At 54.0% G+C, this 14,575-nt stretch carries 12 protein-coding genes; 2 read left to right on the forward strand and 10 right to left on the reverse strand.

Features of this window, described 5'->3' with window-relative positions:
- Window positions 1-83 precede the first annotated feature (83 nt).
- Together Pla22_RS20625 and Pla22_RS20630 are read right to left on the reverse strand one after the other, a co-directional pair.
- The gene (locus tag Pla22_RS20625) at window positions 84-2,390 is read right to left on the reverse strand and encodes a HEAT repeat domain-containing protein (RefSeq protein WP_315854241.1); all 2,307 of its coding nucleotides are present in this window, start codon (window positions 2,388-2,390) and stop codon (window positions 84-86) included.
- A gap of 2 nt (window positions 2,391-2,392) precedes the next feature.
- A complete protein-coding gene (locus tag Pla22_RS20630) occupies window positions 2,393-3,004 on the reverse strand; it encodes a hypothetical protein (protein WP_146516715.1) in 612 nt (203 codons plus the stop codon).
- Between the two features lie 145 nt (window positions 3,005-3,149).
- Here Pla22_RS20630 and Pla22_RS20635 point away from each other — a divergent pair, with 145 nt between their 5' ends.
- A complete protein-coding gene (locus tag Pla22_RS20635) occupies window positions 3,150-3,710 on the forward strand; it encodes a methylated-DNA--[protein]-cysteine S-methyltransferase (RefSeq protein ID WP_146516716.1) in 561 nt (186 codons plus the stop codon).
- Window positions 3,711-3,813: 103 nt separating this feature from the next.
- Here the strand turns inward: Pla22_RS20635 and Pla22_RS20640 are convergent, their stop codons facing one another.
- The 8 genes from Pla22_RS20640 to Pla22_RS20680 all read right to left on the reverse strand — a co-directional run bounded on the left by Pla22_RS20640 (window position 3,814) and on the right by Pla22_RS20680 (window position 13,459).
- A complete protein-coding gene (locus Pla22_RS20640; RefSeq protein ID WP_146516717.1) occupies window positions 3,814-4,845 on the reverse strand; it encodes a Kelch repeat-containing protein in 1,032 nt (343 codons plus the stop codon).
- 90 nt (window positions 4,846-4,935) lie between these two features.
- On the reverse strand, window positions 4,936-6,849 hold the full coding sequence (locus tag Pla22_RS20645; RefSeq protein WP_146516718.1) for a DUF5060 domain-containing protein: 1,914 nt from the start codon (window positions 6,847-6,849) through the stop codon (window positions 4,936-4,938).
- Between the two features lie 100 nt (window positions 6,850-6,949).
- Window positions 6,950-8,059, reverse strand: a complete 1,110-nt coding sequence (locus Pla22_RS20650; RefSeq protein WP_146516719.1) for an isocitrate/isopropylmalate dehydrogenase family protein — start codon at window positions 8,057-8,059, stop codon at window positions 6,950-6,952.
- A complete protein-coding gene (locus tag Pla22_RS20655) occupies window positions 8,056-8,364 on the reverse strand; it encodes a putative quinol monooxygenase (RefSeq protein ID WP_146516720.1) in 309 nt (102 codons plus the stop codon). Before Pla22_RS20655 ends, Pla22_RS20650 begins: the two co-directional genes overlap by 4 nt.
- A 28-nt stretch (window positions 8,365-8,392) precedes the next feature.
- Complete coding sequence (gene otnC, locus Pla22_RS20660) at window positions 8,393-9,025, reverse strand: 3-oxo-tetronate 4-phosphate decarboxylase (protein ID WP_146516721.1); 633 nt, start codon at window positions 9,023-9,025, stop codon at window positions 8,393-8,395.
- Window positions 9,022-10,332, reverse strand: coding sequence for a 3-oxo-tetronate kinase (otnK, locus tag Pla22_RS20665; protein ID WP_146516722.1), 1,311 nt, complete (start codon window positions 10,330-10,332; stop codon window positions 9,022-9,024). The genes otnC and otnK overlap by 4 nt, the downstream gene beginning before the upstream one ends.
- Window positions 10,329-12,071, reverse strand: a complete 1,743-nt coding sequence (locus tag Pla22_RS25770) for a cyclase family protein (RefSeq protein ID WP_242632217.1) — start codon at window positions 12,069-12,071, stop codon at window positions 10,329-10,331. Before Pla22_RS25770 ends, otnK begins: the two co-directional genes overlap by 4 nt.
- On the reverse strand, window positions 12,068-13,459 hold the full coding sequence (locus Pla22_RS20680) for an MFS transporter (RefSeq protein ID WP_207310444.1): 1,392 nt from the start codon (window positions 13,457-13,459) through the stop codon (window positions 12,068-12,070). Before Pla22_RS20680 ends, Pla22_RS25770 begins: the two co-directional genes overlap by 4 nt.
- Window positions 13,460-13,515: 56 nt before the next feature.
- On the opposite strand from Pla22_RS20680, the gene Pla22_RS20685 reads away from it, so the two are divergent.
- Entirely contained in the window at window positions 13,516-14,451 is a 936-nt protein-coding gene (locus Pla22_RS20685) for a LysR family transcriptional regulator (RefSeq protein WP_146516723.1), read from the forward strand.
- The last annotated feature ends 124 nt before the right edge of the window (window positions 14,452-14,575 follow it).

Consider the following 14,575-nt stretch of genomic DNA (forward strand, 5'->3'; position numbering starts at 1 on the left):
CAAAGGCGATTCACAACACAGCGAACCAACTGTCGAAATGATACATGAACATCGACTCTTGATGCGGCCACCGCACCTAGTCGTTACTCGTCGAGTTTTTCCTTCAACAGGTCGCGAGCTTGAATAAATTCAGGAACATCGGGTGCTAACTCAACAGCACGATTGAGTGACTCAAGTGCTGCGTCCATTTGTCCCGCTAAGTACAAAGCCAAGCCATACCGATACTGCAGCGAAGGGTTGTCAGGTGCTAGCTTCGAATCGCGAGCTAACAACGGCAGCTCTTCGGCCCGCAGTTGCTTCGCTCGCTGGACCATCACCTGAGCCTGAGATTCACTTTGCCGTGGCGCAAGATTCTCCAGCAATGCGGCAAGGTTCGTTCGACCACCTGCCATATGAGGCTCCACACGGATGGCAGTCTGATATGACGTGATCGCCTGAGAATAGTTACCACGTTGCTCTTCAATCATCGCCCAAGCCAGATGCGAGCCAGAGCGATCCGAAGACATTTCCAACGACTCCTTCAAGTCACTATCGATCACCCGGTCAGCGACCAACTTGTCATTCCCGCTCAACGCCCCGTAGATACCACGATTGACAATCGCCTGAGCCGCAGCGATACGGACCAAAATGATGTCATCACGCAGTGCTTCCAGCAGCACCGAAACCGTTTGCGAAGAACCTGAACTCGCCAACACGTCGATTGCCGATGCACGAACCAAGGGGTCATCACCCGCATTGCGAATTGTGTCGACGATCGCGTCCGTTAGCTCCATTCGCTGCCCGAGCCCCTGTGCCACTTCACTGAGCATTGAAGCACGAGCGATGTTTGGCACCGCCGAGTCACCTGATGGAGTGGAAAGCGCGGCCGTTAACATATCAGCCAAACTGCCTGGCTCACCATTTCGAAACGCGACAATCGTTTCGGCGAAATGCTTGGGCGTCTTTCGATCTTTGCCATACCAAGTTTCGCAAGCCTCATCACACCACGCGTCCGTCGCCGCGATCGCGTTTGCAATCGACTCGTTGCCCGCCTTCGCTCGAGCCAGCCAATCGGCATATTCTTTTCCAGCCAGCGATTGCTTTGTTTTCTCGTCGAGATTCTTCAGTTGGTCTTCAACGTGACAACTGCTGCAGGCATTCGGTGTTCCCAACTTGACCGACAAATCCGGTCGAGGCACGCGTAAGCTATGGTCACGTCGCTTGTCGATGGCCATGTAGGTCGTGTGCGGCATGTGGCAGTTGACACACTTGGCTCCTTCGGTCCCGACCGCATGATGATGGTGCGACGGCACGTCATACTTTCCGGCGGCGTGTTGATGACACGAAGTGCATGTCTCGTTGCCCTTATGCTTCAGTTCCAGCGAATGGGGATCATGACAATCAGTGCAACGGATTCCCTGGTGGTACATCCGGCTCTGGATAAACGATCCATAGACGTACACTTCATCCTTGATTTGACCGTCGGCATGGTACGTCGCATCTCGCATCACTTCGAGCTGATAGTGATTGCAAAACTGTTCCCCCGCCTGGAAGGTATCGTTGAGTTCGCTTCGACGACTGTGGCAAGGAGCGCACGTTTGCAGTTGTGGTTCCGGATCATCACCCTTGAGCTTGGCGAGTCCATACCCAAGGTGTCGGTCCCAGAAAAGTGACTTGCGATTAGCCAATTCGATATGCAGACTGCCGGGGCCGTGGCAAGCTTCGCAGCTAACGTCGATTTCGGAAAACGTCGTGTGGTAGACGTTTTTCTTAGGATCAAAGTTCGTCTTCAAGTCCGTGGAATGACAAACCGCACACATGGTTTGCCAACGCTGAGCGATGCCAGTCCAATGCAATGGATCGTCCGGAAGCAGCTTGTCATCGACATCGGGCGGCCTCAAATAAAACCACTTCTTGTCAATTGCATCCCAGCTAATTCGAAGCACTTGCAGTCGACCAATCTCGTGAGCCTGCATTGATGGTTCTCGATCAAATTCGACCATGTACTGTTGCAGCGGATGAACACCGAACACGTACTTGATTTCGAAATCCTGCATGTTGCCATCGGGCCCATCGGTGTGAACCATGAACTTATCGCCATCACGAAACATTCGGCTAACCATTCCGTCATGTTCGATTGTTGCATCTTCAAAGTCGCCGAGGACCGTTTCGTCAGTCGCAAGGTCCATCGCTTTATCATGATGCGACCCGATGAAACGTTCGGTTTCTGATTGGTGGCATGCTGTGCAGTTCTCTCGACCGACATACGTGGCGGAAACGTCTGGCGGAACCGATCGCAAATAGTCTGCTGCGACAATGCCAACAACAAGAATTGCCAGCGCAGCAGCAATCATGGCAGGGCGAGGCGGCCACTTGGCAAACGGGGCACGAGAAGGATCAGGGTTCGTCAAGGCTACGGCGATTCATTGAGTGTCGGAGTCAATTCGACAGGCAATAGCAGGGTCGCAGCCCGTTGCCGCATCAGTTCCACCAGTTGCCGATCATCGTTGCTGCCCAGAGCACTGAGAACTCTTGCCGCTTTCAACAAACTTTCCGCTGCCCAGGCACGCTGGTCCGCCCCAGAATACTGGTCCGCCCCAGAATACTGGTCCGCGTCAGAATACTGTTCTGCGTCAGAATACTGATTCGAGCCAGCGTGTTGGTCCGATGGATCCGTACTCGAAGGCATCTTTGCTTGGGGCGAACGTCGGTGACCAAGAGCGCCGATTGGTTTCGCACCCTCGTCGAGCACACTGCCTTTGAGCACACTGCCGCGGGCCTCGATCAGTCCCAATACGTCTTCGAGAATTCCATCGGCAGATTGCTTTGGCTTCTTACCTTCCAGAGTATCTCGAATCTGCTTTTGTGTCGCTGTGTCGGCTGGCTCCACTTCGATCACTTCTGGTTCTTGCCCGGGAAGTTGGTTTGGAACTTCGATTCTCAAATCTGGCGGGTCTGCTGCGACGGAGCGGATTGCGCCCCCGAGAAGCAAGATCGCAGTGAGGGCGAACGTGAAATATTTCATAGGGAAAAACGATTAAGGTCTGATTCAGCTGTGTACGTCAGTAGTCCTGATCCCCAGAATATACAGATTGGGTGCTGTGAGGGCTTGGGCACTTTGATTTCCAAGACTTCTGTAGAAGATCCGCAAGAAAGGGTGACGCAAAACCATGCAAAATTATTGCCACCAGACTCCGATGGGCGAAATGGTTTCCAGTTGGACCGATGCGGGGTTGCTAAAACTTCAATGGGTTAGCGAGCGTCCCAACACGGACCAATCCTCCAGCAACACAAATACCGCGTTGGCGACGGCACCTTCCGGCTGCGCTGCATCGTTTGATGAATTGCTGGGTCAGTACTTTCTCACCGGGCAAGCCGATTTCACCGAAATTTTTGTCGACCCGACCGGCTGGACGCCTCTAAGCCGACGGATCTACGACGCGTGCCGCCAAATTGAATCGGGTACAACGGCAACCTACGGACAACTCGCCGCATCGGTCGGAAACCCATCAGCCAGCCGTGCAGTGGGAGCCGCCATGGCTCGTAATCGCGTGTTGTTGGTGATTCCCTGTCACCGCGTGATCGCGTCGGACGGCAAATTACGCGGCTTCAGTGCACCGGGCGGATTAGTGACAAAACAAAGGCTGCTCGACCTGGAATCTAACAATCAGTGCAATAGTCAAAGCTTGCCCTTGTTTGATCATGCTTTGGAAAGCTCAACCAGCGATTGAGTGAATTCGAAGCTTCGCCTTAGGACCAAGCTTCGCCTAAGGACTAAGCTTCGCCGATTAGTAACTCTATAGCTTGGCCGGCTTATCGCGTCCCGTCACTTGGTCACTCCGAGCCTTCGTTAGCTTCGGAGTTGAGCTCTAGCATTTCCGTGCTGTCGAGTTCCGGGCCGCCGCCTCGACCACCGCTGCCGGCGCAGGTGTAAAGTGCGTCGTTCCAAACGATCACGCCGGTCCCATGTCGGCCAACTGCGAATTTAGAATCCGTCGACCACTGGTTCGTGACGGTATCGAGTCGTTGCACTTCGGCATGAGCTTCGCGCTGGATCGTACTTTCGCCGCCCGCCACGAAAAAATCGCGACCGATGGCGAACGAGAAGCATCCGGCACGTGGTATCGGCAAATTGCTTTGCTCATCCAAAGTATTCCAAGTTCCTGTCTGAAGATCGTAAACATCAACTTCTGGGATCGTCAAATCAAAGACTTGCTTGGTGACACCGGACGACCTTCGACCGCCAGCAACGTAGAGCTTGTCTTCAATGAACGCGCACTGGAAATGATCGCGGGCACGCGGCGCATCGGCGAGCGATTCCCACGTTTGAGTCTTCAGATCGAGTCGATCGAGCCAAGTCACCCAACCGTCCCAGTGACCGTTCTGGATTCCGGACACAAGATACAGGTCATCACCGTGGACCGCCGCACCGGCTCCGCCTCGTCGTCGATCCTCAGGTATCTCTGCGCCCCATTTCCATTGGTCCAGCTTGGGATCATAGATCAACACTTTGTCCAAAGCATTCTCTTTTGGATAGTTCCCCGTCATGGCACCGACAACCAAAATCTGATGGTTGTAAACCACGGGTTGGAAGTGGTGAATTTCGACCGGTGATCGAGCACCCTGAGTCCACGTTCGGGTTTTGGGATCATAGATGTCAACCGGTTTCACTCCGCGCCCGCCGAGCAAGAAAAACCGATCGTCACATTCAATGAACGCTGCTTCATGTCGCGCTTGCGGATCACCGATGGTGTCCAACAATTCCCACTGACGCGTTTCTTGGGCTTCAACCCCATTGCCTGCGAACGTCGTGCAGATGGCAGCAACCATCACGCACCGCAACCATCGATTCACGAAATCTAACATCAACGGAGTACTCCCAATACATAAAGCAAAGCAAACCCGAGCAGCGACAATCGCGGCCCAAGCAAACTTCCAAGAACCATCTATTGCAAACTACTTGCGGACGACAATCAGCCAATCTTGGTCCTTGTCCGACGGTGGATCACCAAGTGAAACCGATTGGCCGCCATCAACGGATTTGACCGACGATGTCACAAGATCGCCGCCCGACCTTGGATTGAACCAGTGAACTTGAAAGCTTCCTTTGACCTCTGATAAGTCAAGCGAAGTGCTTCCCCCTTGGGGCAAGTACACGAGGTAAACTTCACCGTCTTTGGCGAAGCAGTACTTCGAATTATTGTGAGCCGAGTTGCCAATGCTGGCGTCCGCGTTTTTCATTTCCCAGAATGGAATCTGGTTGTCGGAAAAAAACTGCAACGCGATTCGACAATAATCCCAAGACTGATCGCGACTGCGCCAGTCTTCGCAAACGAGGTCATTCTGCGGCAATTGGTACCCGAAGTAATATTCAACGCCCGCCCCGCCGGCCATCAAATTCCCCCACAACGTCGCCTTGCGAACGTCGTCGGTGGTATGCACTGACTTGCCGTCGTTCTTCGTACCTTCGTAGCCATCGTACCCAAGGTCCGGCGGGACACCGGTGTCAGCACCGCCTTGTTCGTCGTTGGCAACCACCCAAGGTCGGCCCGCGCGATCCGACTCGGTGACCCAACGTAGGGTCCATTTGTGCGATTCTCGCCACGAGTTCTGGCAAGAGACACCGGACAAGCGGGACTTATCGCCAAGCAACTTCGTATAGACTTTTTCCTGGTCCTGAGGATACGTGTGCAGAACGACATGGTGTTGATAGGGATCAATTGAACGGATGTAGTCGATCATCGCGTTGACTTCGTCCGGCGTCTGGGTGTTCTCTTCGCCAACATTCCAGTTCAAAGCGAGAGCGTGACCGTAGCGGGCGATCAGTTCACGGCAATACAACATTCTTTCGGGACCAAGCTTTCCACCATCGAGTGAGGTGGGAACTTGAACTGACTTACGTTCAGGACCGTTTCGGTGATCGTCAATTTCCGTTTCTTGCAACTTGAAGTGCAAGTAGAGACCAAGAGAATTGCCGTGGTCGAAAACCATCCCCCATTGGTCAAGCTTGGAACAGTCGTAGTGCAATTTGTCATTCCGCTCAACAAACGGCCAGACGTTGTCCCCGTCGCCTCCCGCGTTGTATGAAAGAAAAGAAAAGGCATTCAGTCCTTTGTCGGCCAAGTAATTCAATCCACCAATGAGTCCTTTGCCGTTCCCATCCTTCCACGTTGGATCGCCAGCCTTCCAATCTTGGACGTGAGCCTTCCAAGTCTTCAGCGGTACTTGCTTCGCTTTTCCTGCATGGGTGTTGTCGAAGTCGGTGTAACCCAACAATGTCTCTGGTGCATCCGGCCCTGCCTTTAAGAAGTACTCTTTCGTTCCAGCGAATTGGAGGTGGTGCTTGCCAACGTATTGAAGCCGCCCTTTCGAGCGAAAATCGCGACCTGACTTGTCAGTTTCCGTGACCTCAAAACTTCCGGCGATCCCATCGAAAGGCTTCAGAGCTTCGCCGCCACCTTTGATCGCTGCCGCATCACCTTTTTTGAACGAAACTTTGTAGGTCCACTTGCCGGACTTATCCGGTGACAAGTGAGCACGCCATGTGGTTCCTTCGTCCGCACTTGTGTTGGCGGCGTTGCCGTCAGCGGCAAAATAGCCGGGCACGTTGTACTCTGGCATTCCGCTTTCATGTCGGAACGTGACATTCATCGCGAGGTCAGTGAACGGATTCGGCATGCTGTCCTTCTCGCGAGCAAACGGCCCGTCAATCGACAGGGTTACTTTGTGCCACTGTTTCAGTTCGCCAGATATTTCAGCCTCGCCGTTGCCATCGGTTGCCGCAAATGAAGTGGTTGCGACGCTAAGCCAAAACACTGAAAGTGCAAAACAGCGGCCGATCCACATTAAAGGAATGGTTCTAGTTTTCATGGGACGAGTCTCTTTGGAAATCGTTGCTTGTTAAGTAGAGAAATGAAGCGACCGAACGACGTTACCGAACGACGTTACCGAACGACGTTACCGAGCGAAGTTACCGAGCGACGCCGGCGTTGCGATGAATTGCGTCCGTCACTGCATCCGAGATGGCTGACGTCGAGGTGTTTCCGCCCTGATCAGCGGTGCGTAGGTGGCCATCTTTCAGCAAACCGGCGACAGCGGATTCAATCGCCGCCCCAGCGCTGATCGCGTCAGCATCGTCATAGCGAGTGCCCAACCAATCGAGCATCATGCTTGCTGATAGAATGGTTGCGATTGGATTGGCAACATTCTTTCCGGTTAACTGGGGTGCCGTTCCGTGCGAAGGTTGAAAAAGAGCGTGGTTGTCACCAATCTCGGCGGAGGGCGCCATGCCCAACCCACCAACGATCGCGGCACCCAAATCGGAAAGAATATCGCCGAACTGATTCTCCATCACCAAGACATCCCAATCGCTTGGCGAAGTGACCATGTATAAGCTCATCGCATCGACGTAGGTCGCGTCAGCCTCGATATCGGGATAGCGATGGGCGATGTCAAAGAATACTTTTCGGAAGAATGCAAAACTTCGAAAGACATTCGCTTTGTCCACGCAAGTCACCCGTCGTTTTCCATCGATGGGTCGTCCTTTGCGGCGTTGCGAAAGTTGAAACGCGTAGTCGACGACTCGTTCAGTCCCCTCTCGCGTGATCACGATAGTATCGGTGGCAACGTGGTCATTCAAAATGCAGCCACCGCCAAACGACGCAAACAAACCTTCTAAGTTCTCTCGCAAGATCACCATGTCGATGCCTGCGCCGGCGGTGTTCAATGGCGACGGTACTCCCGGGTAAAGCTTTACGGGACGAACTGCCGCATAAAGCCCTAACGCGCGACGCAACCCCATCATCATGTCGGGTTGGACTTCGGTTCCATCTGGCTTACGAACGTCGGGCAAGCCAATCGCAGCTAACAAAACCGCGTCGGCATCAAGACAATCCTTCAACACTTCGTCCGGAATAGCCACTCCATGTTTTCGGTAGTGCTCGGCACCAGCCTCGTGGCGGTTGATCTTCAGCGAGATTCCGCAGCAAGACTGCACCGCATCCAAAACGGGCATGGTTGCGTCGAGACACTCGGGGCCGATGCCATCACCGGGAAGGGCAGCGATGTGATAAGTCTTCACGAAGGGTTCTCCAAGAGATTCAAACGGTTGATTTGTTTCGCAGCAATCCATGGGGCAACGGCCCGGTCGTAGTCTGCAAAGTGAGGTGTGGTTTTGTGAGCGTCGAATGCGGCAGCGTCGGAATACGTTTCATACAAAAAGAATGTTGTCGGATCGTCTTCGCTCGTAAGCACGTCAAACTGACAGCAGTCCTCTTCAAGCCGCAGCGAGTCGCTGGCTTGTTGGAAAATTCGATCGCGAAAGTTGTCCACGAACTCCGGCTTGATTTGAAAGGTGACCGCGATGGCAAAGGTGGGTTTCTTCATCGTGCTCGCTATTGAGGTTGGTGGATGGCTAGGAAGGAAATCTGGCGTGCAAATCCGAAACTTGATCGACGTCCAAGAATCGCGTCGGCAATTCTCGCAACATCAGGTAAAGCTTTGCGGTCTCTTCAAGTTCTTCAACCGCGTAGACCGCACTGTCCAAGTCACGACCACCGATCACGGGACCATGGTTGGCCAGCAGTGCGCCGCGCGCCGACTTGACGGATTGTTCAACGGCGTCGGCCAATTGCATATCACCAGGCGCAAAGTAAGGCACCAAGGGCAAGCGTCCCACTCGCATCACGAAGTAGGCAGTGATCGGCGGCAAAACGTTTTCGGGATCAAGATCACTCAAACAGCTCACCGCGACGGACCACGTCGAATGCAAATGCACGATCGCTTGTTCCGATGAACGCGAGCGATAGTACGCACCGTGAAGGAACGCCTCTTTGGATGGTGGTTTGCCACTAATGAGATTGCCCGCGGAATCGAGTCGCGAAATCTCATCCGGATCCAGCCTTCCTAAACAACAATTGGTCGGTGTGATCAGCATTCCATCAGGCAATCGTTGGCTGATATTGCCAGAACTTCCTGAGGTGAGTCCACGATCAAAAAGCGATCGCCCATGCTCAGCCATCTTTTCTCGTAGCTCTCGTTCACTCATGGCTCGCACTCCAAAGCATCAAAGAAGAAACGCGGACCACCGAAGTTGCCGGACTTCAACGCCAACGACAACGGATGCCCGCCCTGGGACAAGCCGATCGCTTCGACCCAAGGGACACCCGGCGCTATCTCGCGGCCGATTCGAACCGCATCGATACCAAGTGAATTAATGACTGCACCGGAGGTTTCGCCACCAGCAACTACGATCCGCCCTACGCCGCGTTCGACCAACCCTTTCGCGATCAATGCGAAGATCTGTTCCACACGATTGGCAGCTTCCTGATCGCCCCACCGTCGACGTGCCGCTTCGACGACTTCGGTGTTTGCACCAGAACTGATCAAGATCAACTTTTCCGATTCGTCCGACTGGTGCCACTGTTGGTCACACCAATCCAGGGCTAAAGAGGCGGAATCGTCGATGCTAGTTAACGAAAGGTCGACGTTCATGACGGGGAACGTTGCCGCAAACTCTGAAATCTGGTTTCGCGTCGCATCCGAACAACTGCCCGCCAAGACAACCGATCGAGTCTGTGAATTTGCTGCCTTGGCCGTGCTTTGCTCCGCAGCATCGCTCCCTAAGTTATCCGCACAATCTTCGTTCGTCTCAGCTTCGATTGAACGTCTGCTCTGATTCGGCAGCAACGCTTCAGCCCAATATCGCGCGATGGCCGATCCGCCCGTCAGCAACCGATGTTCGCGTGAAAATTCCGCTACACGTTTCAAGTCGTCCTCATTGATTGAGTCTGCAATCAGGTGACATCCGGACTCATCACGTTGAGGATTTCCTAGCGAAAGCCTTTCCACTTTGCGTTTCGACTGGGCCTGCAAGACGCGAACGAGATCGCTGTCTGTCATTGGGTTCAGGGGATGATTGCGCATCGAACTTTCATGCAATGGCACACCGCCCACAAACAAGTGCCCGCAATAAACCGTGCGTCCGTTTTCCGGAAACGCCGGGCAAAAAATGACCTGTGAGGCGTCCAATTCGTCGGCCAATGCATCTGCTACCGGGCCGATGTTTCCAGCCGGAGTGGAATCGAACGTCGAACAGTACTTGAAGAAGTAGCGTTGCGTTTCGATCGATCGTAAAAACCGCAAAGCATCAAATGACATCGACACGGCTTCATCAGCGGGGATCGAGCGTGATTTCAGGGAAACCACCACCGCATCGGCATCGCCATATTTAGCGTTCGCATCCGGCGTCCCGAAACATTGTATCACTCGCAAACCGGCGCGAACGAGCATCGAGGACAAATCCGTTGCCCCGGTGTAGTCGTCAGCAATGCATCCCAGTAACGGACCACTCATGATTTCACCTCGTGGCTATTAGCGAAACGTGAGGGCGAATACTCGATTGCGATTGCACGAACGGGGCAACCATCGCCACCTAGAATACGCAGCGGCAAAGCGATGAACTCGACCACCGGCTGAGTCAACTCATTTAGATTCGCCAGTCCTTCGACAATCAAGACACCACCGCGAAAGAGAACTTGATGCACCTCAGTCAGCTCTTCGCGATTGTTCACGTCGGCAACCGAGGGTGGCTCTACGCCGATCATGGCAACTTGTTTTTCAACCAACCAATGAGCGAGCTCGATCGAAATTCGTGGTAGTGCGTCTCGATACTCTGGTGTTCCAAACTGTTCGTGCCAATCGGTCCGAAACAATAAGCGGTCTCCTGGGTAAACGTCCGCAAGAGCCTGGGTAACGTCATCGACCGAAATCGCGTGTCGCGGTTGCGTGCCGGCTAGGTTTACCACTCGAGCCGAACCACAGCACACCGCCAACGTTTGTTGATCAAGCGTGTTGCCATCCGTTAGGAAATGCCGCGGGGCGTCCATGTGAGTGCCCGCGTGGGAATACAGCGAAAGCGTTGTCGCGTTCCAACCTTCGACTTCAAGTCGCTTCGCGGTTGTGATCTCCACGCCGCTCATGTCGTTTGAAACCACCAGACTCAGATCAACAACTCGGCGCTGTGAATGCTCGGAATTGCGGGTCGGATTAGTCAACGAAACGGTCTGACCAAGCCGAGCCGATTCGTAAGCAGCTTCGACGACTTGCAACGTTTTGGTGTACTCAGCCGGTCGCGTCTCGCAGACCGCATTCCCATTGATGACTTCCAAGAAGTGTTCCTGGCACAACCGCACACAGTCACCTGCAAATCCAATCTTCGAGTGCTTGTAATCGTGAACGTAAGCGGATTCGCCCAATGGTTTGACCGTGATTTTACCTGCGACGTCCAACCACAAACTTCCTTTATCGCTTTCGACGGTCATTTCGCCAAACGTGTAGCGAGGTTCGTCGGCAAGCGATTCGTGATAGCGACTGGCATCCCAAGTCGCTTTCCCGCCATTGGCAAAACGAAAATGCAAAACGGCGGCGTCTTCACCCGCGATAACCGGATTGAATTGCTGCAGTTCGGCATCGCACTGAGCAATCTCACCGGCGAGAAACCGAAACGTGTCGACGAAATGCACGCCCGTTTCATGAACCAACAAGCGCGGCATGCTGCGAAAGTACGGTTGACGGCCAAGGTAGGCATCGTCGCCCCAACCGTCCCCCATCCGCGTTCGCATATGGATCGAATGAAGTTGGTGACCGATCACTCCGCTATCAAGCAATCGCTTGATCTCACGATGCCACGGTTGAAATCGAAAATTCTCGTGAACCATGAAGGGGACGCCGCTCTTTTCGGCAACGTCAAGAATTTTTTTCGCCTCGGCAAAGTTTTCTGCCACGGGTTTTTGGCAGATCATCGGAAGTCCGCGATCGAGCACCCGTTCGACGATGGGAAGCCTCGCGGCAGGTCCAGTCGCGAGATCAACGAAGTCGATGTCGGTTCGTTGCAGCGCGGCGCTAACATCAGTGCATATATCTGCGATGCCGTATTTCTCGGCAGCCTGCTTTGCTTTGGCCTCGTCTAGGTCACAGATGCAAACAATCGTCGCACCATTGATCCGCTTCCAAGCGTCCAGGTGAAAATCACTGAAGTAGCCTGCGCCGATCAGCAAACCGCGTTTTTCTGCGTGGCTTTTTGCGTTCGTCATTGGCTCGCTCCTTCATCCTGCAAATCAAGCGACTTCGTTGGATCAGCCAACATCCACAAACCAATCGCCAAGAAATTTAAGCCGGCGGCAACGTAAAAGTAGGGGAGTGGTGACCCCGTCCACTGCAACAGGTAGGGGAACGCCAAACTGGTGATGAACGAGCCAATGTTGCCAGCCATATTCATCGTGCCCGAGATAACGCCCGCACGTCGACGACCAACATCAACGCAGGTACTCCACGAAGGAGGCAACGTCATGTCAGCTCCAAAAATGCACAAGCTAAACCAAACCGACGATGACAGCGGAGTCGTTGCGTGGGAACTTCCCACGATCCCGATCGCCGCTAACGTGAAACCTATCATCGCGGGAATACGCCGCGAGAGTACCCAACGACCTGAGTTGTAGATTCGGTCAACCAGCCATCCGGATGTCCAGCAACCCAACGCTCCGCACATGAGTGGCAACGCCGAGAATAATGCTGCTTCCATTCCCGACAAACCGTAGCGTTCTTTCAATTGTGGAAAGAACCATGTCAAAGCAAAGAAGAACACGAAGTTAGAAGCAAAATACTGGCCACATAGCGCCCACATCGTCCGCGAGGTAAAGACCGACCTGCTTGAAGTTGACTCCGCTGATGATTCGCTTTTGATTTCAGACAATTGCTGACGGGTCTTGAGGATGTGCTCACGTTCTTGGTCGCTAAGCCAGGGTGCATCCTTCGGATCATCGCGAAAGAAAGCGAACCAAATCGCGGACCAGACAAAGCCGATCACCATCAAGACCACAAAAGTTGCTCGCCAACCCCAGGATAGGATCAGCCATGAAATCAGCGGCAAGGTAAGTGCGGCACCAATTCTTGAACCCGAGAAATTTATTGCCTGGACCCGTCCGCGTTCGTTCATCGGAATCCATGAGTAAACCGCACGCGACATTCCCGGGAACGCGCCAGCCTCGCCGGCACCAAACAAGAACCTCACCGCCAACATCGAGGCGTAGGAGTTCGCCGCGGCGGTCAATCCGGTGCACGACGACCACGCCACCACAATCAACGCCAGCACCCGGCGAGGCCCCAGACGGTCCGCGAGCCATCCGCCCGGGGTCTGCATCAGGGCATAGCCCAGAGCAAACGCACTGAAGACCCAACCGATTTGAGTCGGAGATAGCTGAAGATCAGCAGCCACCGAATCCTTCGCTACCGAGATACAAACGCGATCGACGTACAAAAGCACCGACAGCAGGAAAGTCGTGAGGACGATGAACCATCGCATGGGCATGATACGCGTCTCAGCAATAAGGGTAGGGGCGCCGTTCGTGCCGACGTCGATGAACCAGGCAATATGGTGGCCGACAGATCCATCAAGCACAATTGCATAATCTCGAATGATCATTCAAATATACTGAACAATGAAGAACACCCATCGATCGGTAACCTGAGACTATCAACGTGAAACCACGCCTGCTCGACAACGCCGCGTCCCTGACCGTCCAACAGATCCGCACGTTTTGCGCGGTCTTTGAGCTTGGTGGTTACGCCGATGCGGCGCGTGAACTCAATCAAACTGGCACCACGCTTTGGGAACAGATCAAAGTTCTGCAGCGAATCTATGGGACGGAGCTTTTCCAACGCAAAGGCCGCCGTATCGAACCGACCACCGCCGGCAAGTTATTGCATCAGCAACTCGGCCCCATACTCGAAGCGATCGAATCAAGTTTTCAGCTCGTCGCTGAGCAAACCCAGGCGGAGCCCACTGAGGTACGGATGGTCACCGGCGTGCGAATGATGCTTGAGGAACTCGGTTCACCCCTGGGCAAGTTCGCGAAACAGTTTCCCAATTCTCAGTTGAAGCTGATGACGGCTGATAACGCGACCGCCCAGCGAATGGTCGCGGACGCAGTCGTGGACGTCGCACTACTGATTGAACCCCCTCGCGATGCTTTGCTCGACGGGTTATCAATCGAGCGGTTGTACCCAATCGAATACTTGGCCGTTTTCCCTCGGAGTCATCCGTTAGCGAAACGGTCAACGATTCGAGTGGCTGATCTGCTTCACGAACCGTTGATCATCGGGAACGTGAACACGGTGGGAAGACGATTACTCGAGCAAGCGATTTTCCGCCTTGGATTAGAAACCCAACTTCAGCCAGCCGTTGAAACGGACAATAGCGCCGTGACGATGGCTTGCGTCCGGGCTGGGATGGGAGTCGGACTGATCGCCGGTCGTCACGATGGGAACTTAACCAAACCGTTGACCACACGAACGCTAAGCAAGGAACTTGGGCAAGTTCACATGGTTTCGATCACGCGAGCGGGTTGGGCTCCCACGCAAGCCATGCGGCGATTGCTCGAAAGCGTGAAAGAAGAACTAGCCGGTCCTTTGTAAGGCCGAGAAGCTAATCGCCAAATTTTCCAGTCGCCGAATTTTCCAATCGCCAAATTCTAAGCCACCGAAAGCCAGCCGCTCTGGCACCAGTTGCTTTCATTCGACGCCCCCGAGTCAACCAGCG

This window comes from Rubripirellula amarantea (genome assembly GCF_007859865.1).
Classification (GTDB): Bacteria; Planctomycetota; Planctomycetia; order Pirellulales; family Pirellulaceae; genus Rubripirellula; species Rubripirellula amarantea.

Excerpts from the sequence above, each read along its gene's own strand:
- Pla22_RS20630 (WP_146516715.1), bottom strand. The coding sequence starts at position 3,004 with ATGAAATATTTCACGTTCGCCCTCACTGCGATCTTGCTTCTCGGGGGC.
- Pla22_RS20635 (WP_146516716.1), top strand. The coding sequence starts at position 3,150 with ATGCAAAATTATTGCCACCAGACTCCGATGGGCGAAATGGTTTCCAGT.
- Pla22_RS20640 (WP_146516717.1), bottom strand. The coding sequence starts at position 4,845 with ATGTTAGATTTCGTGAATCGATGGTTGCGGTGCGTGATGGTTGCTGCC.
- Pla22_RS20645 (WP_146516718.1), bottom strand. The coding sequence starts at position 6,849 with ATGAAAACTAGAACCATTCCTTTAATGTGGATCGGCCGCTGTTTTGCA.
- Pla22_RS20655 (WP_146516720.1), bottom strand. The coding sequence starts at position 8,364 with ATGAAGAAACCCACCTTTGCCATCGCGGTCACCTTTCAAATCAAGCCG.
- otnC (WP_146516721.1), bottom strand. The coding sequence starts at position 9,025 with ATGAGTGAACGAGAGCTACGAGAAAAGATGGCTGAGCATGGGCGATCG.
- otnK (WP_146516722.1), bottom strand. The coding sequence starts at position 10,332 with ATGAGTGGTCCGTTACTGGGATGCATTGCTGACGACTACACCGGGGCA.
- Pla22_RS25770 (WP_242632217.1), bottom strand. The coding sequence starts at position 12,071 with ATGACGAACGCAAAAAGCCACGCAGAAAAACGCGGTTTGCTGATCGGC.
- Pla22_RS20680 (WP_207310444.1), bottom strand. The coding sequence starts at position 13,459 with ATGATCATTCGAGATTATGCAATTGTGCTTGATGGATCTGTCGGCCAC.